The organism is Massilia sp. Masssp93 (assembly GCF_059491295.1).
Map to the genome: position 1 here is coordinate 4,218,616 of NZ_CP168502.1, position 23,815 is coordinate 4,242,430.

Sequence of the window (23,815 nt, forward strand, 5' to 3'; positions counted from 1 at the left end):
GCTTGCCTGACCGCGCCGTCCTCATCCCCCTCGACCCGGACCCGGCCGCGCCGCCGCCGGGCTGCGCCGTGCACACCTTCGGCGGCGCGACCATGGGCACGACCTGGTCGGCGCGCGTCGCTGCGGACGGCATCGAAGATCTGCAGCCCGCGCTGCAGGCCGAACTGGATGCGATCGTCGCGCAGATGAGCCACTGGGACCACGACTCGCTGCTGTCCCGCTACAACCGCGCGCCGGCCGGGACGTGGGTCGACCTGCCCGCGCAGTTCTTCGACGTGATGGATTACGCGCTGTGGGCGATGGCGGCGAGCGGCGGCGCCTGCGATCCGGCCCTGGGCGCCCTCGTCGGCCTGTGGGGCTTCGGCCCCGCGCGGCGCTACGACCACGCCGGCTTCTACGCGCCGGATGCGCAGGCCATCGCGCGCGCGCAGGCGCAGCGCGCGGCCGCGCGCGTGGAACTCGACCGCACGCGCCGGCGCCTGTTGCAGCCGGGCGGCGCGGTGCTCGACCTGTCGTGCGTCGCCAAGGGATACGCCGTCGATCGTCTCGCGCGGTGCCTGGAAAGCCGCGGCCTGCATCACTACGTCGTCGAGGTGGGCGGCGAATTGCGCGGCGCGGGCGTCAAGCCGGACGGGCAGCCGTGGTGGGTGGAGATCGAGGCGGTTCCGGACGGCGCCGCGCCGCAGGCCGTCGTCGCGCTGCACGGATTATCGGTCGCCACGTCGGGCGACTACCGCCAGTATTTCACGCAGGGCCCGCGGCGCGTCTCGCACACGCTGGACCCGCGCACGGGCTGGCCCATCGCCAACGGCGTCGCGGCGGTGACGGTGCTGGCGCCCACCTGCATGGCGGCCGATGCGCTGTCGACGGTCCTCACCGTGCTCGGCCCCGTGGACGGCCTCGCGTTCGCCGCACGGCACGCGCTGGCCGCGCGCTTCCTCGTCCGGCGCGACGGCGCGCTGGACGAGATCCATACGCCGGCCTGGAAGGCGCTGCTGCAATGACGGCGCTGCTGACGACGGAACCGCTGCGCCTGGGCGGCGCGCTGCTGCTGTCCGGCGGCTGGCTCGCGCTGACCTTCAACATGTGGCGCGCGCACCGCAACGGCGCTGCCGTCGATACGCGGGACGCCGACTGGCTCGTCGTCCACGCCAGCCAGACCGGCAGTGCCGAGCATCTCGCGCGGCGCAGCGCCGAGCTGCTGGCGACGGGCGGACTCGCGGCGCGCGCCGTCTGCATCTCCGCGCTCGACCGCGCGCGGCTGGCCTCGGCCACCCGCATCCTGTTCGTCGCCAGCACCTACGGCGAAGGCGACGCGCCCGACACGGCCGCACGCTTCGCCGGCCTGCTGGCGACGTCCGGCGTCGACCTCGCCCACCTGCACTACGCCGTGCTCGCGCTGGGCGACAAGAACTACGCCAATTACTGCGGCTTCGGCCGCGCACTGGACGCGTGGCTCGCGCAGCAGGGCGCGACGCGGCTGTTCGGGCGCATCGACGTCGACCGCGGCGACGCGCACGCGCTGGCCGAATGGCAGCACCACGTGGGGCGCCTGGCCGGCACGATCGACGCGCCCGACTGGGACGCGCCGGCCTATGGCGACTGGCGCATCGTGGCGCGCACGCTGGAGAATCCCGGCAGCGCCGGCGCGCCGTTGTACCGGATCGCGCTGCGTCCTGCCGAGGGCCCGCTGCCCGCCTGGGAAGCGGGCGATCTCGCCCAGGTCGGCCCGCCGGACGATCCCGATCACCCGCGCGAATACTCGATCGCGTCCGTGCCGGACGAAGGCCGGCTGGAACTGCTCGTGCGCCTGCAGCGGCGCGAGGACGGCAGCCTGGGGTCGGCGTCCGGCTGGCTGTGCGCACGGGCCGGCGACACGGACCTCGTGCACCTGCGCCTGCGCGCGCACGAGCGCTTCCGCCTCGGCGCCAATGCCGGACGGCCCTTGATCGCCATCGGCAACGGCAGCGGCCTCGCCGGCCTGCGCGGCCTGCTCAAGGCGCGCATTTGCGCGGGCCGGCACGACAACTGGCTGCTGTTCGGCGAGCGCAACCAGATCCACGATTTCCTGCTGCGCGACGAATTGCAGGACTGGCGCGACAGCGGCCGGCTGGCGCACCTGGACCTCGCCTTCTCGCGCGACCAGGCCGCGCGCCGCTACGTGCAGGACGTGCTGCGCGACGAAGCGGCGCGCCTGCGCGAGTGGGTGGAGCGCGGCGCCGCCATCTACGTGTGCGGCAGCCTGCAGGGCATGGCCGGCGGTGTGCACGAGGCGCTGCAGGCGATCCTCGGCGCGCCGCTGCTCGACGCATTGGCGAGCGAAGGCCGCTACCGGCGCGACGTCTACTAGGCCCGCCGCGTGGGCACAGGGGTGCCCACCCTACGTATCCGGCCAACGAAAGGCCAGCGGCATCAATTCTTACGTCGTTCCCGCGGAGGCGGGAACCCAAGTTTGAGAGGCCGCCCGCGCAAGTTGGGGCCCCGCCAGCAGGTAGGGTGGGCACCCCGTGCCCACGCGCGACGTGCGCGATGCGCGGGCCTCAGTGCCCGGCCGCCACCGTCGTGGCGTCGATCTCCGGCCCCCACGGATCGCGCAGCGCGACCGGCTTGCCGTCCGTCGCGAACTCCATGATGACGTCCTTGTCGCCCGCATAGCGCGGCCACGCCGGCAGCCTGCGGCCGTTCGGATCGCCCTTCTTCGCGAAGTTCACGAGGTAGGCGCTCATCGCGCGGCCCATCGCGACGTCCTTCTTCGTCGCCTGGTCGCCGTACTTGACGTCCACCGTCGCGAAGAAATACGGGATGTCGCTCGCGTGCTGCGCGCCGGGCTTGCCGATGCTGTCGGCCACGTACGAAAAGCGGTAGGCGTAGACGGGCACGCCCTGCGCGGCGAGACGCCCCGCCAGGCTGCGCGCGCCGGCCACCATGAAGCCGGTCCTGCCGCCGATGTCGGCACTGGTCGCGCCGATCATCACCGGCACCTTCGCGAAGCGGCCGGACGCGAACGCGGCGAGCGCATCGACGGCCACCTTGCCGTCCACGAACGGACCGACGTACGTGGACGGATTCTGCGGCGCGCGGTTGGCCAGGTTCATGCCGTCGACGACCTGCCCGGCCGGCAGCGCGCGCAGTTTGTCGAGCGCGTGCGGATCGTCGGCCGCGATGCCCTTCGCCGCCGCGAAGTTCACGCCCGCCTGTTCGACGGCCGCGAGCCCCGGATCGGCCGACTTGCCGTCGCCGCCGGACAGCACCACGGCCTTCGCGAACAGGCCCTGCGCCAGCGGCGACGTCAGCAGCGCATTGACGGACATGCCGCCGGCCGATTCGCCGATGATCGTCACGTTGGCCGCATCGCCGCCGAACGCCGCCACGTTGCGCTTGACCCACTGCAGCGCCGCCAGCTGGTCCATGTAGCCGTAATTGCCGAGCGGTTCGCCATGGTCCTGCTGCGTCAGCTGCGGATGGGCGAAGAAGCCGAAGCGGCCCAGCCGGTAATTGAAGCTGACCAGCACCACGCCCTGCTTCGCCAGCGCCGCGCCGGCATACGTCGGCGGCGACGAACCGCCGTTGACGAAGCCGCCGCCGTAGATCCACACGATCACGGGCAGTTTCTTGGCCGCCCGCGCCGCCGCGGGACGCCACACGTTCACGTACAGGCAGTCCTCGGCGGGCGGCGTGCCGAGCGGCGCGGCGTCGCTGGGGAAAGGCAGTTGCATGCAGTCGTTGCCGTATTCGGTGGCCGCGCGCACCCCGGACCACGCGGCGGCCGGCTGCGGCGCGCGCCAGCGCAGGCCGCCGACGGGCGGTGCGGCGAACGGGATGCCCTTCCAGCTGGCCACGCCGTTTGCGACGGCCCCTTGCACCTTGCCCGTGTCGGTGGCAACGACCGGACCGCCGTGCGCGCCGGCCGGCGCCATGGCGCACATCGAAGTTACCGCTAACATCAAAAGGGAAAGCGCGCTTGGACGGTGCATGGAACTGTCTCCTTGGTCTGGGTATGGAATGCGCTCCGGGGCGGGCGCGCTCCGATCCTAATGAGGGGATGACGGTTCGTCAATGAGCACATGTAATAGTTATCGTGAAGGAAACAGGATGCGCGCATGCGTGTCCATCGTTCCGCCCACCCGACCATGCTCAACCGCGTATTGACTGTCCTGCTGCTCGCTGCGACGCTCACCGCGGCCGCGCCCGATTCGGACGGGCCCGCCCTAGATTTGCGCCTGCTGAATCGTTAAAAAACGACGACGTGTCTTTCACACAACACAAATAGAACGGTCGTGCGAAATAGTGTATGCTTCGGCACCCGCCGACCTCGGCCTTTCCGGTCCGAGGGGCGGGCTACGAATCAATACTTGGAGTGAGACCGATGAACCAGAAACACCTGACCCTGCTCGTCGCCCTGGCCCTGGGCACGTCGCTCGACGCGACCGCTTCCGGCTACCGCTTCGGCTCGCAGAGCGTGTCCGCCCAGGGCACGGCGGACGCCAACGGCGCCGAAGCGGCCGACGCTTCGACCATCTTCGCCAACCCGGCCGGCCTGTCGCGCCTGGAAGGCCGCCAGATCGTGGGCGGCATCACGGCCGTCGTGCCGCATTCGACCTTCCAGGACGCCGGTTCGACCCGCTTCACGCACACGCCCACGGGCGGCCCGACGTCGCAGGACGATTACGCGCCGAGCGTCGTCGCCGGCCCGTCGCTGTACTACAGCCAGAAGATCGACGGCCAGTGGACGGCCGGCCTGGGCGTGTTCGTCCCGTACGGCACCAAGCTGGATTACGACAACAACTGGTCGGGGCGCTACTCGCTCACCAACATCAAGCTGGAATCCGTGAACATCAACCCGTCGGTGGCGTTCAAGCTGTCGGAGCAGCACAGCTTCGGATTCGGCATCGACATCGAATACATGAAGGCGCGCCTGGGCCAGGCCGTCGACGTGCCGGGTTCCATCGCCGCCGCGCAGGCCGCGGGCAGCGGCGCCGCGCTGGTGCGCCAGATCGTCACCCTGGGCGGCAACCCGGCCGCGCTGGCAACCGCGGGCGACGCGCACGCGGGCGTGGAGGGCAAGGACTGGGGCTATGGCTTCAACCTGGGCTACCTGTACTCGCCGACGCCGGACACGCGCTTCGGCATCGCCTACCGCTCGTCGATCAAGCATGAACTGAAGGGCGGCGCGGTGTGGGACTTCTCGACCGTCACGAGCGACGCCGTCGTCAACAAGGTACTGCAGGGCGCGTCGCACCACGTCAATTCGGCGTCGCGCGTGGACGTGACCACGCCGGAGACGCTGTCGCTGAACGCCTTCCACCAGTTCGATCCGAAATGGGCCGGCATGGCCGACGTGACCTGGACGCGCCACTCGCGCATGGACGACATCAACATCCAGTTCGTCGGCGCCGGCGTGGGCGACCTGGTGATCCGCCAGCAGTGGAAGAACACCGTGCGCGTGGCCTTCGGCGCGAATTACCAGCTCAACGACGCGACGGTCCTGCGCGCGGGCATCGCGCACGACGACTCGCCGGTGCAAGGCGACACGCTGCGCCACGCCGCCCTGCCCGACGCCGACCGCCTGCAACTGTCGTTCGGTGCGAACTGGAAGCTGACCCCGGCCTCGTCGCTGGACCTGGCCTACAGCTGGCTGCATTTCAGCGACGCGAGCGGCAACTACACGAACAACTGCAACCCGGTGATGGCGACCTGCACCGGCAACGGCGAGACGACCCGCGGGACGTGGAAGACCCGCATGCAGTTGATTGGCCTGGCGTACAACTACAAGTTCTGATGTGCATGGTGGGCTCGGGGAGCCCACCCTACGGCAACCGGATCCTTCCGCTGGCCCGCGCATCAACCGAATCGGTAGGGTGGGCACCCCGTGCCCACGCGCGCAACGTCACAACTTCGCGGAATCGAACCCCACCCGCACCGCGCCCCAGTGCCGGCCGCCGATGTCGAGCGGCATCGACAGGTCGTTGATCACCTCCCCCGTATCGCGCAGATAGGTCTGGAACAGGAACGGCTTGCGATTGGCCGCCAGCTTCGCCCCGACCGGGTCGTCGAAGATGCGCTTGTTGCGGCAGTAGACGAGATCGTGCTCGCGGCGCCCCGTCGGCGCCTGCGAGAACTTGCCGTTGTGGGCCGGCGCATAGCCGCGCGTGTCGACCGCCAGCGCGTACGCGCAGCCCGGCAGGCCGGCCAGCACGCGGTCGTACAGCGCCTGCAGGTCGGCTTCCACGGTACGGTCGTACCCTGTCGTGAAGCGCGGCGGGTCGGAACCTTCGATCGGCCGGTACGCCTGGTCGAAGATGTCGACGCCGCGCGCCAGATGGCCCGCGAGGCAGCGGCCGACGGCGTCGCGCAGCTGCGTCGTGGCCTCGACGAGGCCGTCGAACGGCGTGCCGCCCGTGCGGAACTCGGCCAGCGCGCCCTGCATCTCCTCGGTGGTCGCGCGCACCTCGTCGACGCGGCGCGACGCGTCGGCCATCGCCTTGCCCGTCTCGGACGCATTCGTCGCCATGTCACCCACCTGGCGGCCGATCGACTGGCTCACGCTGTCCAGCGACTGCATCGCCACGGCCATCTCGTTGACGGTACCCGTCATGCGCTCGAAGTCGGCGACGAAGGTCTTGAAGTGGCCGGCCGCCAGCCCGACCTCGCGTGCGGACACGTTCACGCCGTCCAGGATGTCCTGCGTGGCGCCGGTGGTCGATTCGACCAGCGTGCGCATCTCGCTGTTGACGCCCGCGATCTTGGACGTCTCCTCGTTGACCAGCTGCGACAGGCGCCGCACCTCGGCCGCCACGACGGCGAAGCCGCGGCCGGCCTCGCCCGCGCGCGCCGCCTCGATCGCCGCGTTGATGGCCAGCAGGTTGGTCTGGTTGGCGATGCGCTGGATGATGCCGCCGAATTCGCTGATCGAGCGCGCGTGGCGATCGAGCTCGCCGACCGTGCGCGCGAAGCCGTCCACCTTGTCCTCGATGGCGCGCATGCGCGCTTCCAGGTGCATCAGTTCATCCATCGACGCGCGCGCCACGGCCAGGTTGCGGTCCGCGGTGCCGGCGATGTCGTCGGTGCCGGCCTTGACGCTGGCCGACAGCGCCGTCACGTCGCGCGCCGACGCCGCCAGCGCGCGCGCGGCCGCGTACTGCTGGCGCGCCTTGTCGAGCGACTGGTCGACCTCCTTGCGCAGGCGTGCCGCGTTGATCGCGGTGCGGATGCTGCCGTCGCGCGCATTCAGCACGAGGCTGCGCACGCGCGCCGTCATGCCGGACCGTCCGGCCGGCGCGAACGCCGACGCGGACGGCACCAGCGTCGTCTTCAACCAATTCAACATACCTGTCTCCCGGTGGTCGGCTCATTAGTTCGGCGGCCGATTTTATTTGAGGAAAATATAACTGCATTCTGGATACATGTCATCATTCGGCAAAAATCAATACCCTGTCTAGCCAAATCGGGTAGGCGCCGGCAACACGTCGTATTTACCACACGAATTATCCTAGAATGGCCCGTCGCCACTTTCCACGTGCTCCCGCCTTGAAGTTCTCGATCGGCCACCGCCTGTTCGCATCCGTCCTGCTGGCGATCCTCGCCGTGGCGGCTGCCGCCGTGTTCCTGTTGCGCCAGAACGTACTGGCCGGCTTCGGCGACTACGCCGTCGGCATCGAACTGGACCGCCTGGAAGAACTGTCGACCGCGCTCACGCGCCAGTACCGGGCCGGCGGCGGCTGGGATTTCATTCCCGCCGAGGCCCGCCAGGACTGGATCGCGCAGGAGCTCGCGCGCCTGCAGCGCGCGCGCGAGGTTGGCGCGCCGGCCATGCCGGCGGCGCCCGCGGCACCCGTTGCGGCGGAGGCGCCCGTACCGCCCGTGCCGCCCGTGCCGCCTATGCCGCCGGCACCGCCGCTGCCGCCGCTGCCCGGCCCGGATGTGCCGGACGCTCCCGCCGCGCCGGCACCGCCGGCCGGGCCAGTGCACGACCCCGACCCCGGCCCGCTGCCGCTGGCACGCCGCATCACCCTGCTCGACGCGCACGGCGCCTGGCTCGCGGGCCGCCGCCCGGGTGCCGCGGCCACGCTGGCCCGGCGCGCGCTCGACGTCGACGGCCGCACGGTCGGCTACCTGGCCGTCGCCCGCGGCGCCCGGCCCAGCGACGCGCTGGCCTACGCCTTCCTGCAGCAGCTCACCAGCAGCCTGTGGCAGATCGTGGCGCTCGCCGTCCTGCTGAGCGCCGTCGCCGCCGTGCTGCTGGCGCGCCACTTCCGCCGCCCGATCCGGCAACTGGCCGCGGGCAGCCGGGCGCTGTCCGACGGCCATTTCGACCTGCGCCTGGACGCGCGCCGCAGCGACGAACTGGGCGACCTGGCGCGCCATTTCAACGCGCTCGCGGCCCGGCTGGCCGGCGCGGAAGCCGCGCGCCGCCAATGGGTCGCGGACACGTCGCACGAACTGCGCACGCCGCTGGCCGTGCTGCGCGCCCAGCTGGAAGCGCTGCAGGACGGCGTGCGCGGCGCCACGCCGGACACGTGGGACGCCATGCTGCGCCAGGTGCTCGCGCTGAATAAACTGATCGACGAGTTGTACGCGTTGGCGCGCGCCGACGTCTGCGCGCTCGATTGCAAGCCGGTAGCGCTCGACCTGTGGGCGCTCGCCCGCGACCAGGCGCACGGGTTCGAGACGCGGCTCGCGCTGGCCGGTCTCGCGCTGGAACTGGGCCCCGAGCCGGCGACGGCAACCGTGTACGCGGACCCCGACCGCATGCGCCAGGTGCTCGACAACCTGTTCGAGAACAGCCTGCGCTACACGGCGCCGGGCGGCCGCGTCCATCTGCACGCGCACGCGGACGGCGGCCGCATCCGCCTGCACCTGGACGACAGCGCGCCGGGCGTGCCGGACGACGCGCTCGCGCGCCTGTCCGAACGTTTTTATCGTGTCGACGCGTCGCGCAGCCGCGCCCACGGCGGCGCCGGCATCGGGCTCGCGCTGTGCCGGCGCCTGCTCGACGCCCAGGACGGCACGCTCGCCTTCGCGCATGCGCCGCTCGGCGGCCTGCGCGCCACCATCACCTTGCCGCTCGCGGGAGACGCCGCATGACCGCACGCATCGCCATCGTCGAGGACGAGCCGGAACTGGCGGCACTGGTCGCCGACTACGCGCGCGCGGCCGGCTACACGGCCGCCGTATTCGCCGACGGGGCCGTCGCGCTGGACGCCATCCGGCGCGATCCGCCCGCACTGCTCGTGCTCGACCTGATGCTGCCCGGCCTCGACGGCCTGTCCCTGTGCCGCGCACTGCGCGCGGAGGCGGACCCGGTGCTGGCCGCGCTGCCCGTCGTGATGGTGACGGCGCGCGTGGAAGAAATCGACCGCCTGCTGGGCCTCGACGCCGGCGCCGACGACTACCTGTGCAAGCCCTTCAGCCCGCGCGAACTCGTCGCGCGCATCAAGGCGATCCTGCGCCGCGCGGGACAACCGATCCCGGTCATCGCGATCGACACGGCCGCGCGCCGCATCGCCGTCCACGGCAAGACGCTCGACCTGACGCCGACCGAATACGGCATCCTGGCCGCGCTGGCGCGCCGTCCCGGCCACGTGTTCTCGCGCGCCCAGCTGCTCGACGTGGCGCGCGAAGGCAACGCGAGCCTCGACGTGACGGACCGCGCCATCGACAGCCACGTCAAGAACCTCAGGAAAAAACTGGACGCAGCGCTGCCCGGCGTGGACGCCATCCATTCGATCTACGGGCTCGGTTACCGTTTCGATCCCTGATCCGCGCATCTTCATTTTTTCTCCACAATCCGGATGCACGATGCACGCATGGCCCGCCGCGCCGCGCGGGCCGCGACAAGGAGAACATGATGAAAGCTGCCACCCTCGCCCTCCCCGTCCTGCTGGGCGCCGCCACGCTGCCCGCGCTGGCGCAGACGACGACGGACGAGCATGACCAGGATGCCCATGTGTACGTGAACATCCACTGCAAGACCGACACCGGCAAGTGCAAGGCGCCGCCCGCCCCCCCTGCTCCGCCGGTCCCGCCCGCGCCGCCGGCGCCTCCCGTGCCGCCTTCGCCCGACGCGCCCGCGGCCGGTGCCCCGCCCGCCCTGCCCGCCATTCCGGCCGTGCCCGCGGTGCCGCCCGTCCCGGCGCCGCCGCCGCCGCCCAGGCTGCCGCCGGTCCCGGCCGGGGCCCACGCGGCCTGCGCGGCCAGGCCCACCGGCAGCACGCTCACGTGGGACCTGGGCGGCGGCGAAATCATGCAGGGCGTCTGCGCCAGGCGGCACGGCAAGATGGTGTTCGTGCTGCGCAGTTACGAGCTGAACGGCTGACGCCGGGGCGGCCGCGCCTCGACTTTCGCGGCACGATTGGGTATGCTGCGCCGCATGTCCCTCTCGTGCCACCCAGGCCCACTGCCGCGCGAGAAAATCCTGGCCATCATCGACACCGACAACACACCGTGAGCATCCCCGATCCCGACCCGCGCCCGCAGCCGCCCATCGAACCCGCGCTGGAGGATTGCTGCGGCTCGGGCTGTCCGAACTGTATCTTCGACGTGTACCAGATGCTGCTCGCGAACTACAAGGAGGCGCTGGCGGCATGGGAGGTGCGGCATCCGGAGGCGGTGGAGAAGCCGGGACAGGAATGACGGGCGCCTCGTTGGCGCCCGTTCGACCGTTGACTCCTGCCAAATCGCCATAAACCGGGCTCTGTCAACATGCCTCGTTAGTCAACGACGGCGGCATCATGGCAATCGACGCATACCTGCAAATCGACGGCGTCAAGGGCGAGTCCACTGACGACAAACACAAGGGCTCGCCTGCCAGTTCTTTGTCGATGTCCACACTTCAATAAGCGCTGGCGCGGTGCCGGGCGCCTTCTTCAGCGCTCCGTGTTTGACAGCCGGCGTTCAGCAAAGCGGCCAGCGATGAAGTCCACCAGCGCGCGAACGCGATTGGGGACGAAGCGTCCGCTAGGCAGGATTGCGTGCAAGGGATACGGATCTGTCCCCCATTCGGCCAGCAGCCGCACCAGGGCGCCGCTTTGCAGATCACGCCGCTGCTCGATCTCGGTCATGAAGATGATTCCGGCTCCCGCAACGGCCCATTGGCGTGCCATCGAGGCGTCATCCACGACCCGGTCGCCGCTGACCCTGACCGTGGTCCACTGGTCGTTCTGACCGAAGCGCCATGAGTTGAACGTGCGCCCGGCGCGCATGAATGCGATGCAGTTGTGGTCCACCAGGTCTGTAGGTGTAAGTGGCGTGCCGTGACGACGCAAGTAGTCGGGGGAAGCGCTGAGAACGGGGTGCGCCAGCGACAATTGACGGGCCACGAGGCGAGAGTCGCTCAACTCCCCGTACCGAATCGCGAAGTCTATCTCGTCTCGCAGCACGTCGAGCAAGCGGTCGCCAACATTGAGCGTCAGCTTCACCCCGGGGTGAAGGTGCAGGAATTCATCAAACATCGGCATCAGTACGGTCCGGGCGAGGTCCGACGGTGCCGAAACACGTACCGTGCCCACCAGCGCGCCGCGTTCGGCATCGAGCTGGGACTCCCCCTCCGCCAACAGCTCGAACGCGCGCTGGGCATACTCCAGCAGGATTTGACCTGGCGGCGTGAGCCGCATTGCACGCGTCGAGCGCTCGAAGAGCCGCGTCCCCAACTGAGTCTCAAGTCGCTTCAGCGTTGCGCTGGCCGCCGCCGGCGTGATGCCGAGTGCCCGCGCAGCCGCGGTCAACGACCCGCCGCTGACCGTGTACAGCAACACCTGGAGGTCGCCTATATTTTCAATCCTGGTTTGAAAGTGATGCATTAGAAGGGCCTCTTATCAAGCGCAGCTATTTTACCTATATTACCTTCCATCGACATCACTTAAGCCAAGAAAGGAAAGTGCCATGAAAGCTGTTGCTTATCAAAAGAACTTGCCCATCAATGCGCCAAAGGCGCTCGAGGACGTGGAACTGCCCGCTCCGGTGCCCGGTGCGCGTGACCTGCTGGTGCGCGTGCACGCGGTCTCGGTCAATCCGGTCGACACCAAGGTGCGCGCCGCCAGCGCGCCGGCCGCCGGCGAACGCAAGGTGCTCGGCTGGGACGCCGTCGGCGTCGTCGAGGCCATCGGCGCGCAGGCCACCGGCTTCGCGGTCGGTGACCGCGTCTGGTACGCCGGTTCGATCAGGCGCCCGGGCGCCAACAGCGAGCTGCATGCGGTGGACGCGCGCATCGTCTCCAGGGCGCCCAAGTCGCTTTCGGATGCGCAAGCCGCGGCGTTGCCGCTGACGGCCATCACCGCGTGGGAGCTGCTGTTCGACCGGCTGCGCATTGCCCAGGGCGGTGGCGAAGGCCAGACGCTGCTGGTCGTGGGCGGCGCCGGCGGCGTGGGCTCGATCCTGATCCAGCTGGCCCGGCAGCTGACCAAGCTGCGCGTGATTGCCACGGCGTCGCGTCCGGAGTCGCGTGAATGGTGCCTGGAGCTGGGTGCGCACGCGGTCATCGATCACGCCACGCCGCTGTCGCAGGCGCTGCGCTCGGCCGGCATCGAGCAAGTGGACTACGTGGCCTCGCTCACGCAGACCGGCACGCACTACCAGGAGATCATCCAGAGCCTGAAGCCACAAGGCGCGCTGGCCGTCATCGATGACATGGAAGGGTTGGACCCGATCGCGCTCAAGAACAAGTCGTTGTCGCTGCACTGGGAGCTGATGTTCACGCGCTCGATGTTCGAGACGCCTGACATGCACGAGCAAGGCATTCTGCTGGGGCGCGTGGCTGAGCTCGTCGACGCCGGCCGCGTCAGGACGACCGCCAACGCCGTCTTCGGCCGCATCAACGCCGAAAACCTGACCCGTGCCCATGCGCTGATCGAAAGCGGCAAGGCCGTGGGCAAGATCGTGCTTGAAGGCTTTTGATTTCGGACGCACCGCATACCAGCACTCAAACGCATAACTTCATTTCAAAGGAACTCATCATGTCTCAACACCACGCTACCCAAGTCCAGACCAAGGCTTCCATCACGCGCGACAGCGCGCTGGCGCTGGCCGTCGCCGCGCGCGACGCGGCCACCAAGACCGGCCTGAATCTGGCCATTGCGATCACCGACGAAGGCGGCCACCTGATCGCCTTCGAGCGTGCCGACGCGACGCCGTTCCTGGCCGCCGAAGTGGCCGTCAACAAGGCTTGGACTGCCGCCTCCTTCGGTCTGGACACAATGATCTGGAACCAGGTCGTCGCTCAGCCGGCCACGGCGCCGCTGGCCAACCATCCGCGTGTCATGCCGGTGGGTGGCGGCGTTCCCATCGTGGTGGGCGGTCGTGTGGTCGGTGGCATCGGCATCTCTGGCGGCAATGCCCAGCAAGACCACGACGTGGCTGTCGCTGCGCTCACGGCCGCTGGCTTCGAGGTGGCCAAATGAGCGCAACCATCGCGCGGCGCGCCGCCGGCGTCGTGCTGACCGCGGCGGCACTGGCGGCCTCGACGGCGGGCAGGGCGGCCACTCATCTCGACGTTGCTTCCGCCACCGTCGACTTATATGCGCGCATGACTGCGCGGGACCTGGCTGGCGTCCTGCGCTACATCCCTGCGGCCGGATTCACCGAGATCGACCCGTCGGCACCTTCGGTTCACGTCCTGAAGCCCGCGGCGTTCGAGGCGCTGTTCAATTCGGATGCGGTCATCAAGCTACGCGCCGAAGACGTGAACGTGCAACGCTTCGGAAGCACTGCGGTCGTAACGGGCGTACGTCTTGGCTCGGTCGGCCCGAAGGACAAGCCGTCCAATGAGCTGCGGGCGCCGTTCACGATGGTTTGGACCAGCGACAACGGTAGCTGGCACCTGCGACACATCCAGCTGTCTTACTGAGACCGTGGGCGAGGTGGCAACACAGTGCCAAGCAGTCGCCCGATTTTTGCCGTCAAAGGTGAATTGACCATATGGCAGGGGTTGGGCGACGAAGCGCCTGGAACGGCAGATGAGGTCGAGGTGCATTTGAACGATGTCGCGCAGTGGAGGCAACGCTGGAACAGGCCTGGCCTGGCCGGAATCAAGACACACCGCGATCTTGACAACCGCCCGCCCGCGCCCCACCATCGTCGACGCCACCTCTTCGCCGCTTCCCATGCCGACCACCCACATCCGCCCCGCCACGCCCCTTGATGCCGCACGCATCTGCGCCATCTACAACCACTACGTCACGACGACGACCATCAGCTTCGAGGAAGAGCCGGTCGCCGAACCGGACATGGCGCAGCGCATCGCCGACGTCGGCGCGGCCGGCCTGCCGTGGCTCGTGCTGGAAGTCGACGGCGCGCTGGCCGGCTATGCCTATGCCACCAAATGGCGCGTGCGGCCCGCGTACCGGCACGCCGTCGAGAGCACGGTCTATCTCGACGGCGCCTGGGCCGGGCGCGGTTTCGGGCGCATGCTGTACGGCGCCCTGCTCGATGCCTTGCGCGCGCGCGAGCTGCACGTCGTCATCGGCGGCATCGCGCTGCCGAACGATGCCAGCGCCGGGCTGCACGAGGCGCTTGGCTTCCGCAAGGTCGCGCACTTCTCGGAAGTCGGCAAGAAGTTCGGGAGATGGGTCGACGTGGGCTACTGGGAACGCAAGCTCGCCTGACAATCCTTCGAACCAGAACTGTCGGATGACGCAGTAAGTGAAAAGGCGGGTACTAATTGCAAAGGCCTTTTTCACTATCTCTGTCATCTCGGGCATAGCGAGGTGACCAACAAATTGAAAATTTCCGGCTGATGCGCCTTAAATACTGAAAAATTCCGATGGCTTGGCGGGACGTATCGACAGGCTTCTAACGACCGGACGTAGCCGTTGTCGTCAAACGGTTTTGACTTCAAAAACCCGCACACGCAATCGGCGGCGTATCAACGCGATCAAGCGTCATCGGCGCTTGTGATGGAGTCAGATTTACTCGTTCAATGCATGTGTACGGCAACAAGTTTTGCCGTGTTTTTACGCATGTGATGGCCGGAGCTGAGCTGTGTGGATCACATGCGAAGCCATTGCTTTCAAGTTTTCCGGTCGCTAACGACATCTCCATGCCAGGTTGTACGAGGGCGCGCACATCGTTTGCAAATCGCTCGTTGTTCACGGTATAGCAGCCGGAGAGAAACAGTAAGGATCCACCTATTAAAGCTAGTCTCTTCATATTTTCCCAGTCATAGATCGCTCAGGCCAAAGGCCGGTTGTGACCGAACTCGGCCGTTCAGCTCAGCATAGCAGGTTGCTGAAGCGAAAAAGTCACGAACGGTCACGACCGGCCGGAACCGACCCGGAGCGGCCCTTGACTCCGCTTCAAGCTGGCCGAGTTTACAGCTTTGACTACTGCCAGAACTTTCATGTACGTTTAACCTTCGGGGTTGCGACAGACGTTTCACTCGCCGTGGAGTCAGGCACATACTCGAAATTGACGTTGAACTTCCAGTCGTTGCTTTCCTGAAAAAACGACAAGGTCGCCTGAGCCCACTTATCACCCTGATTGGCCATCCGGACATACAACTCGTCGATGAGGTCTCTCAAACTTTCACTAATCGAGGCTAGACCAGGCTGCTCACCATTCTTCAATTTATAGTTGATCTTCACGCCGTCGCAGTCGATTGTTAGCGTACCTTTCGTCCATTCCTGCGGAGTGCATGCGATCGCTTCTCGCAGCAGTCGCAATAAAACGTCACTGTACTGATCAAGCTTATTGGTCATGTTGATTCTAGGTGTAATGAAAATATGGAAGAACCGCTATTGGCCGAACCCGGCCGTTCGCGATGCTCAGTGTACGGTCCGTATTACTCTGCTGGAAAATTGCAGTTTTGATGGCGGCACTCAAACTAGTCATCTTGTCAAGGCGAGCCGGACGGCCAAAAACACTTACCTAATGTACGTACACGGTCGACGGATAAATCAGTTTTGAAGCATGATGTTGCGGACACCGAGATTCCGCTACCGAAGCTCTAAGGTATCGGGATCCACTCGTTCCGGATCAAAACAGATCACATTTCCATCTGCGTCATAAACTACGCCATCTTTCTGCCTGTGGACGTCCCCGTCCTCGATCAACTGGGCCACCGCCGCGAAGTATGTCGGTAAATCGCATCCGACTTCGGAAGCTATCCTCCGATGGAGTCCTGGCTTCCACGGTTGCGGCGGCAGGGCGGCTTTGATTCGTGCGATCAGCTCGCCTGAGGGCGGGGAAGTTGGGGAAGGCGAAGGTCTTCGACTCTCTCCGGTAGGCAACGGCTCAAAGGTTGTCTTGTGCAAACACATCAAGTTTGCTACGCCATGAGTTCTCGCACTAACTTCACAAGCTCGGAGAACTGCCCTCAGAGAAGTCCAGGCTCCGCGCGTGTCTGAGGGAACAATTGCACACAACTGCGTCCAGACACGCTCGATCTCAGCCGGCGTGACGATACTAAGATCGAGCTTTGCTAAATCATTGGCACTAAAGTTAAATCTGCGGAAATGCTGAGATAGAAGAATGAACGCCGTGATATAGCGCCACCCCTTTAGGAACCGATCAGCGCCCTTTCCGAGCGGCCTTAAATGCTCTAGCTGATCGTCCACGCGCTTTAATACCTGAACGATCTTTGGCCACACTTCAAGCGTGACGTTTTCGTTAAACACCCTCTCGTAGGTGGTAGCCGCACGCATAAACTTTGATCGAAGCGAAGCAGCCTGATGAGGCTCTTTCAAGATCAACGCCATGTAGCCGGCCGCCGCGTAAAGAGGAGTTACCAGCTCAGCGGTTGCGTGGCCTTGATTCGCATAGAAGTTCTTTCGCCTCTCATAATAGAGCCCATGCCGCAGCATCGTGTCCTCGATATCACGCTGAATCTTGTCAGTAGCGTGCAACGATGCGAGCTCGACGTCGGTTTGATTGTTCGTAGCCCGTATAATCGCGTCGCGAATATTCTCGTCTTTAGTCACAATGACTTTTACGAGAACACAACGATCGTCTGATGCCTCAGTACGTGATTCGAAGTGACGAAAAATTGATTCAGTCGTTTGTAGGCCGTTTACGATTTGAACATCGCTGGCCTGGATAGACTTGCCAGTTATAGCCGCGGAGGTAGCTAATATCGTCACGCCGTTGTTTAGCCACCAAAAGTCAGGGGAATCCTCTGCTCTAAGGGTCGATCGGATATCTTCGTTAACACGATTCATACCCATAAAATCGCGCACGTTCGATTCGAACAGATAGCGTCGAAGCTTCCCGTCGTTACTGATGAATTTGTAGTAATCTGAGAGGCGAACTAACACAACATACCGTTCCCCCTTCGCGAGCGCTTCGACAAACGGTAGCTCCAACGTATAGTTGGGCATGATCCGATGCAGCTCAACAAGTTCGGTGCTGCCGATAAATTTGAATTTCGCACTACAGGAACCAAAGCTGTTCTTAACAATTGCTTCCACCTGCCGTCCACGGGCTTCGACCTCGTCTCCGATCTCGCTAGTATCTCCTCGCGACGCGTAGAAAATTTCAACTTTAAAGTGTGACAACCGCGGCGACATTTTACGGTATGCGTACTTTAAATTGTTGCGCATCTTCAACAACAACGGAGAGTATGCTCCGGTCAACTGCGTATCGTCGAGCGAAAAATCGAGTATCTCTGTCAGCGTAGCGATCAGAGCATCTAAGGTCGCTTGTTTGAATGTATCGTGATGCTTGCAAGTTACGAAAACAACCTTCAGTTCTGAGCTCGTTCTAGGCCAGGTGAAAGACTCTGGATCCTGAAGCATGTGTCCATTAACTAGAACAAAGAAGCCGTCAATGCCTCCGTCCTGTCTCCCATCGATCCAGCCGTACAGTATTTCATCGGTTGAAAAATCGTCGTCCTTGGTGATCTGTTCTAGAGCTAGATACTCGAATGCTTCGTCACGTTTCTCAGACGGCAGCTTTAAATGCACCCTGTCATCAATAATACCACCCAACAGCAAACGATCATTTTTTGCCATCTCGACCTCACGTATTTATTTCCGTATAGCATAACATCGTTACTGGCAAGTGATTAGCCATCAGTCCGAGGTGATGTCTTGTCAACGCGCGGGAACGATTCCTGGCCGATTGCGGTTCTTCTAGCGTGTCTGCTTCCGCCCCGGAGCGGACGGTCACGCAGGCCCATTGGACTCTTGGGTCATCTCATCAGTGCTACTGCGAATACCTACTTTCTGGCATATCCACCAGTAAGCAAGCCCACCGGCGAGTCCAGACCCAAGATAGTTCAACGAATCATACAGACCGGATTGCGCCCAACGGACGGATGTGAATGGCTTGGCAAGCTCGATCCAGAGAGGTATGGCGCAGATAAAGCCGGTTATTCCAAACTGCCACCAACGCGTTAGACGCAACTTCCAGAACAAAAACGCAAGCGGCAAGCCAAAGATGAGCGCGGCCATTATCGCAAGTGGGAAACCGATAAACCAAACCAGCGGTAACGCGCACCAAGTTCCTGTTCCATGCGCAAGCCCGACGCCGCAAGTGGTAGAGGTGGCTACAGCCACGCCGCCAATGGCGGCGACTCCAAGCATCGACATAGTACGGAGCACTGACTTGACGGTTGGATGCACTGTTTCTCCATTATGCAGTGGCGCTCTCCGAACAGAGATAACGCGAACGGCTGCTTCTGGCCGATCTCGGCCGTTCAGGTGAGCATAGCAGGTTGCCTGAGCGAAAAAGTCACGCACGGTCACGACCGGCAAGAAGCGACCCATTGCAGACGTTGCCACCTGATCTGCAGCTTTCGTTTAGCCAAGGTGGCGACTACTGACCGGTCAACAATTCTTTGACACGCTCAAGCTCATAACGAAGGGCCGCTAGGTCAGCCGCGTCAGAATTTTCCTCACCAGTTCGGTCAGCGATGTATTCCGCGCGCTTGATAGCAAAGCGAATTCGTTCGAAGACTTCGTCCAGCCGTTCGGGTAGCGGATTGAGCCATCCCAGCTGCTTTTCGAACAAGGCAGCTCCGTCATCGCTGAGAGCTCGAATAGCCGCAATAGTCGAGATGGATTTCATGGATTTTGAAGCCTTTTCGTGCGTTGGTCACTAAGGAGATGAACGTCCGCTTTTGGCCGCAAGCGGCCTTTCGTCGAGTGTACGCAGGCATTGCACTTGTCGCAACAAAACCTCTCACCAAGCCGATTGTTCATTAACTCCGTCAACAGTTTTTCACTAACTTGGCACATTTTTCATTTTTCGTGTCACCCGACAGAACATGCTTGTTTGCGCACCAACATTTCGACTATACTGGAAATATGGAAAACAAAGATGCCATCACGGCGCTCGCCGCGCTCGCCCAGGAATCGCGGCTGGCCACCTACCGCCTGCTCGTGCAGGCCGGCCCGGACGGACTCGCCGCAAGCAGGATCGCGGAAACGCTCGGCCTGCCCGCCTCCTCGCTGTCGTTCCACCTCAAGGAGCTGACGCACGCGAACCTCGTCGTGCCGCGCCAGGAAGGCCGCTTCGTCATCTACGCCGCGCGCTTCGACACGATGAACGACCTGGTCGGATTCCTCACCGAAAACTGCTGCGGCGGCCGACCCTGCGGCCCCGCGTGCGGCGCCTGAACCCGCCATTCACCCATTCATGAACGTACTCTTTCTCTGCACCGGCAACTCCTGCCGCTCCCTGATCAGCGAAGCCGTCTTCAACCACCTGGCGCCCGCCGGCTGGCATGCCATCAGCGCCGGCAGCCGGCCCACCGGCAAGCTGAACGAACGCGCGCTCGCGCTGCTGGCCGCCAAGGGCGTGCCGACCGGCGGCTATTTCAGCAAGTCGTGGGACGGCCTGCCCGTGACGCCGGACATCGTCGTCACCGTGTGCGCCAGCGCCGCCGGCGAGACGTGCCCGGCCTACCTCGGCCCCGTGCTGCGCACGCACTGGGGCGTCGACGATCCGAGCCACGTGACCGGCACCGAACAAGAGATCGACGCCGCGTTCGAGCTGGCCTACGCGATCCTGCGCGCGCGCATCGAAGCGTTCCTGGCATTGCCGCTCGACCGCCTCGCAGCGGACCGCGCCGCGTTCAAGGCGGCGCTCGACCGCATCGGCGGCATCGACGCGTGATGCTGCCGGCCTTCCTCATCTTCCTCGGCACGCTGGTCCTCGTGATCTGGCAGCCGCGCGGCCTCGGCATCGGCTGGAGCGCCGCCGCCGGCGCCGCCGTCGCCCTGCTCGCGGGCGTGATCCATGCCGCCGACATTCCCGTCGTCTGGCACATCGTCTGGAACGCCACCGACGCGTTCGTCGCCATCATCGTCATCAGCCTGCTGCTCGACCGCGCCGGCTTCTTCGAGTGGGCCGCGCTGCACGTCGCGCGCTGGGGCGGCGGCAACGGCCGCCGCCTGTTCGTGCTGCTGGTGCTGCTCGGCGCGGCCGTCGCGGCGCTGTTCGCGAACGACGGCGCGGCCCTGATCCTCACGCCGATCGTGATCGCGATGCTGGCCGCGCTGCGCTTCCCGCCGCGCGCCACGCTCGCCTGCGTGATGGCGGCCGGCTTCATCGCCGACACGTCCAGCCTGCCGCTGGTGGTGTCGAACCTCGTCAACATCGTGTCCGCCGATTATTTCGGCATCGGCTTCGCGCGCTATGCGGCCGTGATGGTGCCGGTGGACCTCGTCGCGGTGGCGGCGACGCTCGCCGCGCTCGTCGCGTTCTACGGCCGCGACCTGCCGGCGACCTACGATCTCGCCCAGCTCAAACGCCCGCGGGACGCCATCCGCGACCGCGCGACGTTCATCGCCGGCTGGTACGTGCTGGCGCTGCTGCTGGCCGGTTTCTTCTGGCTCGAACGCGCGGGCGTGCCGATCAGCGCGGTCGCCGCGATGGGCGCCGTCGTGCTGCTGGCCGTCGCGGCGCGCGGCCACGTCATTTCCACGCGCGCCGTGCTGAAGGGCGCGCCGTGGCAGGTCGTCGTGTTCTCGCTCGGGATGTACCTCGTGGTCTACGGCTTGCGCAACGCCGGCCTCACCGACTACCTGACGGCGCTGCTGGCGCGCAGCGCGGCGCACGGCACCTGGGGCGCGGCGCTGGGCACGGGGTTCACGACCGCGCTGCTGTCGTCGGTCATGAACAACATGCCGACGGTGCTGGTCGGCGCGCTCGCGATCGACGCCGTCCCGGCCAGCGGCGCCGTGCACGAGGCGATGGTGTACGCCAACGTGATCGGCTGCGACCTCGGCCCCAAGATCACGCCGATCGGCAGCCTGGCCACCCTGCTCTGGCTGCACGTGCTGGCGGACAAGGGCATCCGCATCTCCTGGGGCCAGTACTTCCGCACCGGCGTCGTGCTGACCCTGCCGATCCTGCTCCTGACCCTGGCCGCGCTGGCGCTGCGGCTGTCCTGACGCATGCAACGAGACGACCATGAACAAACTTCCCGACCTGCCCAACATCGATCCGGAACGCCTCGACCTGCCCACCGCCGCGAAGCTGGAACCGGCCGGCGGCCTCGATCATCCGCCGCGCATCCTGATGCTGTACGGCTCGCTGCGCGAACGCTCGTTCAGCCGCTTCCTGACCTTCGAGGCGGCGCGCATCCTCGAACACTTCGGCGCCGAGGTGAAGATCTTCGATCCGGCCGAACTGCCGATGGCCGGCAGCGTGCCCGAGACGCATCCGAAAGTGGTCGAGCTGCGCGCGCTGTCCCTGTGGTCCGAGGGCCAGGTGTGGTGCAGTCCGGAGCGCCACGGCGCGGTCACGGCCGTCATGAAGAACCAGATCGACTGGATCCCGCTGGACCAGGGCGGCGTGCGCCCCAGCCAGGGACGGACGCTCGCGGTGATGCAGGTCTGCGGCGGCTCGCAGTCGTTCAACGTGGTCAACACGCTGCGCCTGCTGGGGCGCTGGATGCGCATGTTCACGATCCCGAACCAGTCGTCGGTGCCGATGGCGTACAAGGAATTCGACGACGCCGGCCGCATGCGCCCGTCCGCGTACTACGACCGCGTCGTCGACGTGATGGAAGAATTATTCAAGTTCACGCTGCTCACGCGCGGCCGCACGGATTACCTGATCGACCGTTACAGCGAACGCAGCGAACGCGCGCGCAAGGCGATCGACCGGCAGATCGTCAAGCTGTAGCGCGCGCCGCTCAGAACACGACGCCGGCGCCGAGCAGGAACACGTCCGAGTCGCGGTGGTAGTCGGTGATCACCCGGTTCCACGTCAGTTGCGCGCGCCAGGTGTCGCTGATGCGGTAGCGCATGCCGATCGACGCCAGCCCGGTCAGGCGCGTGACGCGCTCGGCTTCGGCGTCGGTGCGGTCGAGCTGGTCGCGCACGCCGTAGGCGCCGAAGCCCATCTCCAGCACGGTGCGTTCCGTGAACGGGCGCAGCAGCCAGATCTGGCTCGAGACCCCGATGCGCTCGGCCACGCCCACCTTGCCCTCGTCCATCAGGATGACGCTCCATTCGACGTTCGGGTTGACCGTGCGGCGGTACTCGACGGCGGCCGCCGTCGCCTTTTCCGATTTAAAGCTGTTCACGATGGAGCGGCCGCCCAGCAGCATGATCGTCTCGTCGCCCTTGTCGGCGTTTTCCTTGCGCTCCCAGTTCGGCACGGTGCCCAGCTCGTAGCCCATGCCGACCATCAGCTGGGTGGTGTCGCGGTCGGGGATGCCGTGCGTATGCGACAGCCGGGCCTCCACGTACGCATGCGAATGCAGGTGGTAGATCGCATCCACGCTCATCAGCTCACCCCAGCCGTGCTCGTTGCGGTAATCGCTCAGCGAGCCGTTGCCCGTCGTCGTGTCGAAATAATAGTAGGGGCCGAAGCCGGCGCCGAACGACCAGCCGCGCTGCGGCACGCGGGTATGCAGCCACGCCTGGGCGCCGAGGCCGTCGCGGTGGTGCAGCCTGGGGTGGCCTTCGTTCAGGTAGTCGGCGCTCAGCGCAAAGTATGGCGTCAGGCGCTGGGTGTAGCCGACGTTGACGGCGAACGAGGCGTCGCCGTGGTCCTTGTCGACACGCATCGCGCCGGCCAGCAGGGAGGCGTCCTGCGCCTGGGACGCGCCGGCGGCGGCCAGCAGCAAGGCGGAACAGAGGAGTCGCTTGGGGAGTCGCATGGTCGTGTCGGGTTGTTTTTTTGCGATTGTGCCAAGGTTTCCGATTTTCAGTCGCTCGAAAGCACTATCTCAGCCGTACCGTGTGCGAAGACGCAAGCCAGCGGTGCTAGGTTTTGGACAGCACCCCAGGACGGGGTGCGCCGCAGGACCCTTGTTCAACAGGAGGTAATCCATGAAACGTGTTCTGTCCGTCCTCGCAATGGCGGCGGCATCGGCCGCCATCGCCCTGCCCGCCGGCGCCGCGCCGAACGACCCGACCTACCGGGCCGTCGCCAGCGGGGCGCTGGAAAGTCCGCCCAACGCCTCGCCCGGCTCCAGCCTCGTGACGATCGACCTGAACGGCAAGCAAATGCTCGTCGACATGCCGTTCCGCGACCTGGACGGCACCACCACCGCGGCGCACGTCCATTGCTGCACCAGCTCGGCCTTCACGGGCACGGCGCCGGTGGCGGTGCCGTTCCAGGACTTTCCCCTGGACGTCCACGCAGGCACCTACAGCAATGCCATCGCGCTCGGTGACGAAGCGTCCTACGATCCCGCCTTCGTGAAGGCGCACGGCGGCACGGTCCAGGGCGCCGCATCGGCCCTCGTCGACGGCATCGACGCCAACGAAGCCTACGTCAACATCCACACGACCGCGTATCCGAACGGGGAGATCCGCGGCTGGCTGGTGGCCGCGCCCGTGCCGGAGACGGCCGAGTGGGCGATGCTGGCGGTGGGCCTGGCCGGGTTGATGTGGATGAGCCGGAGGCGGCCGGCGGTGTGACCGGC

At 65.8% G+C, this 23,815-nt stretch carries 24 protein-coding genes; 16 read left to right on the top strand and 8 right to left on the bottom strand.

Going from position 1 to position 23,815, the window contains the following annotated elements; all coding sequences use genetic code 11:
* Positions 1-2: 2 nt before the first annotated feature.
* Both ACEN9Q_RS17300 and ACEN9Q_RS17305 read left to right on the top strand, forming a co-directional pair.
* Positions 3-1,004 (top strand): FAD:protein FMN transferase, encoded by a 1,002-nt coding sequence (locus tag ACEN9Q_RS17300; protein WP_495625423.1) that lies wholly within the window; start codon positions 3-5, stop codon positions 1,002-1,004.
* Entirely contained in the window at positions 1,001-2,350 is a 1,350-nt protein-coding gene (locus ACEN9Q_RS17305) for a sulfite reductase subunit alpha (protein WP_495625424.1), read from the top strand. Before ACEN9Q_RS17300 ends, ACEN9Q_RS17305 begins: the two co-directional genes overlap by 4 nt.
* Before the next feature lie 190 nt (positions 2,351-2,540).
* Here ACEN9Q_RS17305 and ACEN9Q_RS17310 read toward each other — a convergent pair whose 3' ends face one another.
* Complete coding sequence (locus ACEN9Q_RS17310; RefSeq protein ID WP_495625425.1) at positions 2,541-3,926, bottom strand: carboxylesterase/lipase family protein; 1,386 nt, start codon at positions 3,924-3,926, stop codon at positions 2,541-2,543.
* A gap of 440 nt (positions 3,927-4,366) precedes the next feature.
* Between ACEN9Q_RS17310 and ACEN9Q_RS17315 the strand changes: the two genes are divergently transcribed.
* On the top strand, positions 4,367-5,779 hold the full coding sequence (locus ACEN9Q_RS17315) for an OmpP1/FadL family transporter (protein ID WP_495625426.1): 1,413 nt from the start codon (positions 4,367-4,369) through the stop codon (positions 5,777-5,779).
* A gap of 108 nt (positions 5,780-5,887) precedes the next feature.
* Here ACEN9Q_RS17315 and ACEN9Q_RS17320 read toward each other — a convergent pair whose 3' ends face one another.
* Positions 5,888-7,327, bottom strand: a complete 1,440-nt coding sequence (locus ACEN9Q_RS17320) for a methyl-accepting chemotaxis protein (protein ID WP_157201875.1) — start codon at positions 7,325-7,327, stop codon at positions 5,888-5,890.
* A 200-nt stretch (positions 7,328-7,527) separates the two neighbouring features.
* Here ACEN9Q_RS17320 and ACEN9Q_RS17325 point away from each other — a divergent pair, with 200 nt between their 5' ends.
* From ACEN9Q_RS17325 to ACEN9Q_RS17340, 4 genes are all read left to right on the top strand, one after another.
* Positions 7,528-9,084, top strand: a complete 1,557-nt coding sequence (locus ACEN9Q_RS17325; protein ID WP_495625427.1) for an ATP-binding protein — start codon at positions 7,528-7,530, stop codon at positions 9,082-9,084.
* Entirely contained in the window at positions 9,081-9,758 is a 678-nt protein-coding gene (locus tag ACEN9Q_RS17330; RefSeq protein ID WP_495625428.1) for a response regulator, read from the top strand. The genes ACEN9Q_RS17325 and ACEN9Q_RS17330 overlap by 4 nt, the downstream gene beginning before the upstream one ends.
* Before the next feature lie 86 nt (positions 9,759-9,844).
* Positions 9,845-10,315 (top strand): hypothetical protein, encoded by a 471-nt coding sequence (locus tag ACEN9Q_RS17335; RefSeq protein ID WP_495625429.1) that lies wholly within the window; start codon positions 9,845-9,847, stop codon positions 10,313-10,315.
* Between the two features lie 128 nt (positions 10,316-10,443).
* Entirely contained in the window at positions 10,444-10,632 is a 189-nt protein-coding gene (locus tag ACEN9Q_RS17340) for an oxidoreductase-like domain-containing protein (protein WP_056441664.1), read from the top strand.
* A 233-nt stretch (positions 10,633-10,865) separates the two neighbouring features.
* Here the strand turns inward: ACEN9Q_RS17340 and ACEN9Q_RS17345 are convergent, their stop codons facing one another.
* Positions 10,866-11,798: a LysR family transcriptional regulator gene (locus ACEN9Q_RS17345; RefSeq protein ID WP_056441661.1), complete on the bottom strand. Its 933-nt coding sequence runs from the start codon at positions 11,796-11,798 to the stop codon at positions 10,866-10,868.
* 82 nt (positions 11,799-11,880) lie between these two features.
* Here ACEN9Q_RS17345 and ACEN9Q_RS17350 point away from each other — a divergent pair, with 82 nt between their 5' ends.
* From ACEN9Q_RS17350 to ACEN9Q_RS17365, 4 genes are all read left to right on the top strand, one after another.
* Positions 11,881-12,891 carry a zinc-binding alcohol dehydrogenase family protein gene (locus tag ACEN9Q_RS17350; RefSeq protein WP_495625430.1) on the top strand — a complete coding sequence of 337 codons (1,011 nt, stop codon included), beginning with the start codon at positions 11,881-11,883 and terminating at the stop codon, positions 12,889-12,891.
* A 59-nt stretch (positions 12,892-12,950) separates the two neighbouring features.
* Positions 12,951-13,394 carry a GlcG/HbpS family heme-binding protein gene (locus ACEN9Q_RS17355; protein ID WP_495625431.1) on the top strand — a complete coding sequence of 148 codons (444 nt, stop codon included), beginning with the start codon at positions 12,951-12,953 and terminating at the stop codon, positions 13,392-13,394.
* Positions 13,391-13,840 (top strand): nuclear transport factor 2 family protein, encoded by a 450-nt coding sequence (locus tag ACEN9Q_RS17360; RefSeq protein WP_056441653.1) that lies wholly within the window; start codon positions 13,391-13,393, stop codon positions 13,838-13,840. The genes ACEN9Q_RS17355 and ACEN9Q_RS17360 overlap by 4 nt, the downstream gene beginning before the upstream one ends.
* Positions 13,841-14,096: 256 nt before the next feature.
* Positions 14,097-14,597 carry an arsinothricin resistance N-acetyltransferase ArsN1 family B gene (locus ACEN9Q_RS17365; RefSeq protein ID WP_495628965.1) on the top strand — a complete coding sequence of 167 codons (501 nt, stop codon included), beginning with the start codon at positions 14,097-14,099 and terminating at the stop codon, positions 14,595-14,597.
* Between the two features lie 732 nt (positions 14,598-15,329).
* On the opposite strand, the gene ACEN9Q_RS17370 is transcribed toward ACEN9Q_RS17365, so the two are convergent.
* The 4 genes from ACEN9Q_RS17370 to ACEN9Q_RS17385 form a co-directional block, all read right to left on the bottom strand.
* The gene (locus ACEN9Q_RS17370) at positions 15,330-15,689 is read right to left on the bottom strand and encodes a hypothetical protein (protein WP_495625432.1); all 360 of its coding nucleotides are present in this window, start codon (positions 15,687-15,689) and stop codon (positions 15,330-15,332) included.
* Between the two features lie 237 nt (positions 15,690-15,926).
* Positions 15,927-17,939, bottom strand: a complete 2,013-nt coding sequence (locus ACEN9Q_RS17375; protein ID WP_495625433.1) for an AIPR family protein — start codon at positions 17,937-17,939, stop codon at positions 15,927-15,929.
* 153 nt (positions 17,940-18,092) lie between these two features.
* On the bottom strand, positions 18,093-18,551 hold the full coding sequence (locus ACEN9Q_RS17380; RefSeq protein ID WP_495625434.1) for a hypothetical protein: 459 nt from the start codon (positions 18,549-18,551) through the stop codon (positions 18,093-18,095).
* A 193-nt stretch (positions 18,552-18,744) separates the two neighbouring features.
* The gene (locus ACEN9Q_RS17385) at positions 18,745-18,996 is read right to left on the bottom strand and encodes a hypothetical protein (RefSeq protein WP_495625435.1); all 252 of its coding nucleotides are present in this window, start codon (positions 18,994-18,996) and stop codon (positions 18,745-18,747) included.
* A gap of 239 nt (positions 18,997-19,235) precedes the next feature.
* On the opposite strand from ACEN9Q_RS17385, the gene ACEN9Q_RS17390 reads away from it, so the two are divergent.
* The 4 genes from ACEN9Q_RS17390 to arsH are packed head-to-tail and all read left to right on the top strand — an operon-like array spanning position 19,236 to position 22,062.
* Complete coding sequence (locus tag ACEN9Q_RS17390) at positions 19,236-19,547, top strand: ArsR/SmtB family transcription factor (RefSeq protein WP_495625436.1); 312 nt, start codon at positions 19,236-19,238, stop codon at positions 19,545-19,547.
* Positions 19,548-19,566: 19 nt separating this feature from the next.
* Positions 19,567-20,046 carry an arsenate reductase ArsC gene (locus ACEN9Q_RS17395; protein ID WP_495625437.1) on the top strand — a complete coding sequence of 160 codons (480 nt, stop codon included), beginning with the start codon at positions 19,567-19,569 and terminating at the stop codon, positions 20,044-20,046.
* Positions 20,046-21,326, top strand: a complete 1,281-nt coding sequence (locus tag ACEN9Q_RS17400) for an arsenic transporter (RefSeq protein ID WP_495625438.1) — start codon at positions 20,046-20,048, stop codon at positions 21,324-21,326. The genes ACEN9Q_RS17395 and ACEN9Q_RS17400 overlap by 1 nt, the downstream gene beginning before the upstream one ends.
* Positions 21,327-21,345: 19 nt before the next feature.
* Positions 21,346-22,062, top strand: coding sequence for an arsenical resistance protein ArsH (gene arsH, locus ACEN9Q_RS17405; RefSeq protein WP_495625439.1), 717 nt, complete (start codon positions 21,346-21,348; stop codon positions 22,060-22,062).
* 10 nt (positions 22,063-22,072) lie between these two features.
* On the opposite strand, the gene ACEN9Q_RS17410 is transcribed toward arsH, so the two are convergent.
* Complete coding sequence (locus ACEN9Q_RS17410) at positions 22,073-23,044, bottom strand: hypothetical protein (protein ID WP_157201873.1); 972 nt, start codon at positions 23,042-23,044, stop codon at positions 22,073-22,075.
* Positions 23,045-23,216: 172 nt separating this feature from the next.
* On the opposite strand from ACEN9Q_RS17410, the gene ACEN9Q_RS17415 reads away from it, so the two are divergent.
* Complete coding sequence (locus tag ACEN9Q_RS17415) at positions 23,217-23,810, top strand: CHRD domain-containing protein (RefSeq protein WP_495625440.1); 594 nt, start codon at positions 23,217-23,219, stop codon at positions 23,808-23,810.
* Positions 23,811-23,815: the final 5 nt, after the last annotated feature.

Excerpts from the sequence above, each read along its gene's own strand:
- ACEN9Q_RS17305 (WP_495625424.1), top strand. The coding sequence starts at position 1,001 with ATGACGGCGCTGCTGACGACGGAACCGCTGCGCCTGGGCGGCGCGCTG.
- ACEN9Q_RS17310 (WP_495625425.1), bottom strand. The coding sequence starts at position 3,926 with ATGTGCGCCATGGCGCCGGCCGGCGCGCACGGCGGTCCGGTCGTTGCC.
- ACEN9Q_RS17315 (WP_495625426.1), top strand. The coding sequence starts at position 4,367 with ATGAACCAGAAACACCTGACCCTGCTCGTCGCCCTGGCCCTGGGCACG.
- ACEN9Q_RS17320 (WP_157201875.1), bottom strand. The coding sequence starts at position 7,327 with ATGTTGAATTGGTTGAAGACGACGCTGGTGCCGTCCGCGTCGGCGTTC.
- ACEN9Q_RS17330 (WP_495625428.1), top strand. The coding sequence starts at position 9,081 with ATGACCGCACGCATCGCCATCGTCGAGGACGAGCCGGAACTGGCGGCA.
- ACEN9Q_RS17335 (WP_495625429.1), top strand. The coding sequence starts at position 9,845 with ATGATGAAAGCTGCCACCCTCGCCCTCCCCGTCCTGCTGGGCGCCGCC.
- ACEN9Q_RS17345 (WP_056441661.1), bottom strand. The coding sequence starts at position 11,798 with ATGCATCACTTTCAAACCAGGATTGAAAATATAGGCGACCTCCAGGTG.
- ACEN9Q_RS17350 (WP_495625430.1), top strand. The coding sequence starts at position 11,881 with ATGAAAGCTGTTGCTTATCAAAAGAACTTGCCCATCAATGCGCCAAAG.
- ACEN9Q_RS17355 (WP_495625431.1), top strand. The coding sequence starts at position 12,951 with ATGTCTCAACACCACGCTACCCAAGTCCAGACCAAGGCTTCCATCACG.
- ACEN9Q_RS17360 (WP_056441653.1), top strand. The coding sequence starts at position 13,391 with ATGAGCGCAACCATCGCGCGGCGCGCCGCCGGCGTCGTGCTGACCGCG.
- ACEN9Q_RS17365 (WP_495628965.1), top strand. The coding sequence starts at position 14,097 with ATGCCGACCACCCACATCCGCCCCGCCACGCCCCTTGATGCCGCACGC.
- ACEN9Q_RS17370 (WP_495625432.1), bottom strand. The coding sequence starts at position 15,689 with ATGACCAATAAGCTTGATCAGTACAGTGACGTTTTATTGCGACTGCTG.
- ACEN9Q_RS17375 (WP_495625433.1), bottom strand. The coding sequence starts at position 17,939 with ATGGCAAAAAATGATCGTTTGCTGTTGGGTGGTATTATTGATGACAGG.
- ACEN9Q_RS17385 (WP_495625435.1), bottom strand. The coding sequence starts at position 18,996 with ATGAAATCCATCTCGACTATTGCGGCTATTCGAGCTCTCAGCGATGAC.
- ACEN9Q_RS17390 (WP_495625436.1), top strand. The coding sequence starts at position 19,236 with ATGGAAAACAAAGATGCCATCACGGCGCTCGCCGCGCTCGCCCAGGAA.
- ACEN9Q_RS17395 (WP_495625437.1), top strand. The coding sequence starts at position 19,567 with ATGAACGTACTCTTTCTCTGCACCGGCAACTCCTGCCGCTCCCTGATC.
- ACEN9Q_RS17400 (WP_495625438.1), top strand. The coding sequence starts at position 20,046 with ATGCTGCCGGCCTTCCTCATCTTCCTCGGCACGCTGGTCCTCGTGATC.
- arsH (WP_495625439.1), top strand. The coding sequence starts at position 21,346 with ATGAACAAACTTCCCGACCTGCCCAACATCGATCCGGAACGCCTCGAC.
- ACEN9Q_RS17410 (WP_157201873.1), bottom strand. The coding sequence starts at position 23,044 with ATGCGACTCCCCAAGCGACTCCTCTGTTCCGCCTTGCTGCTGGCCGCC.
- ACEN9Q_RS17415 (WP_495625440.1), top strand. The coding sequence starts at position 23,217 with ATGAAACGTGTTCTGTCCGTCCTCGCAATGGCGGCGGCATCGGCCGCC.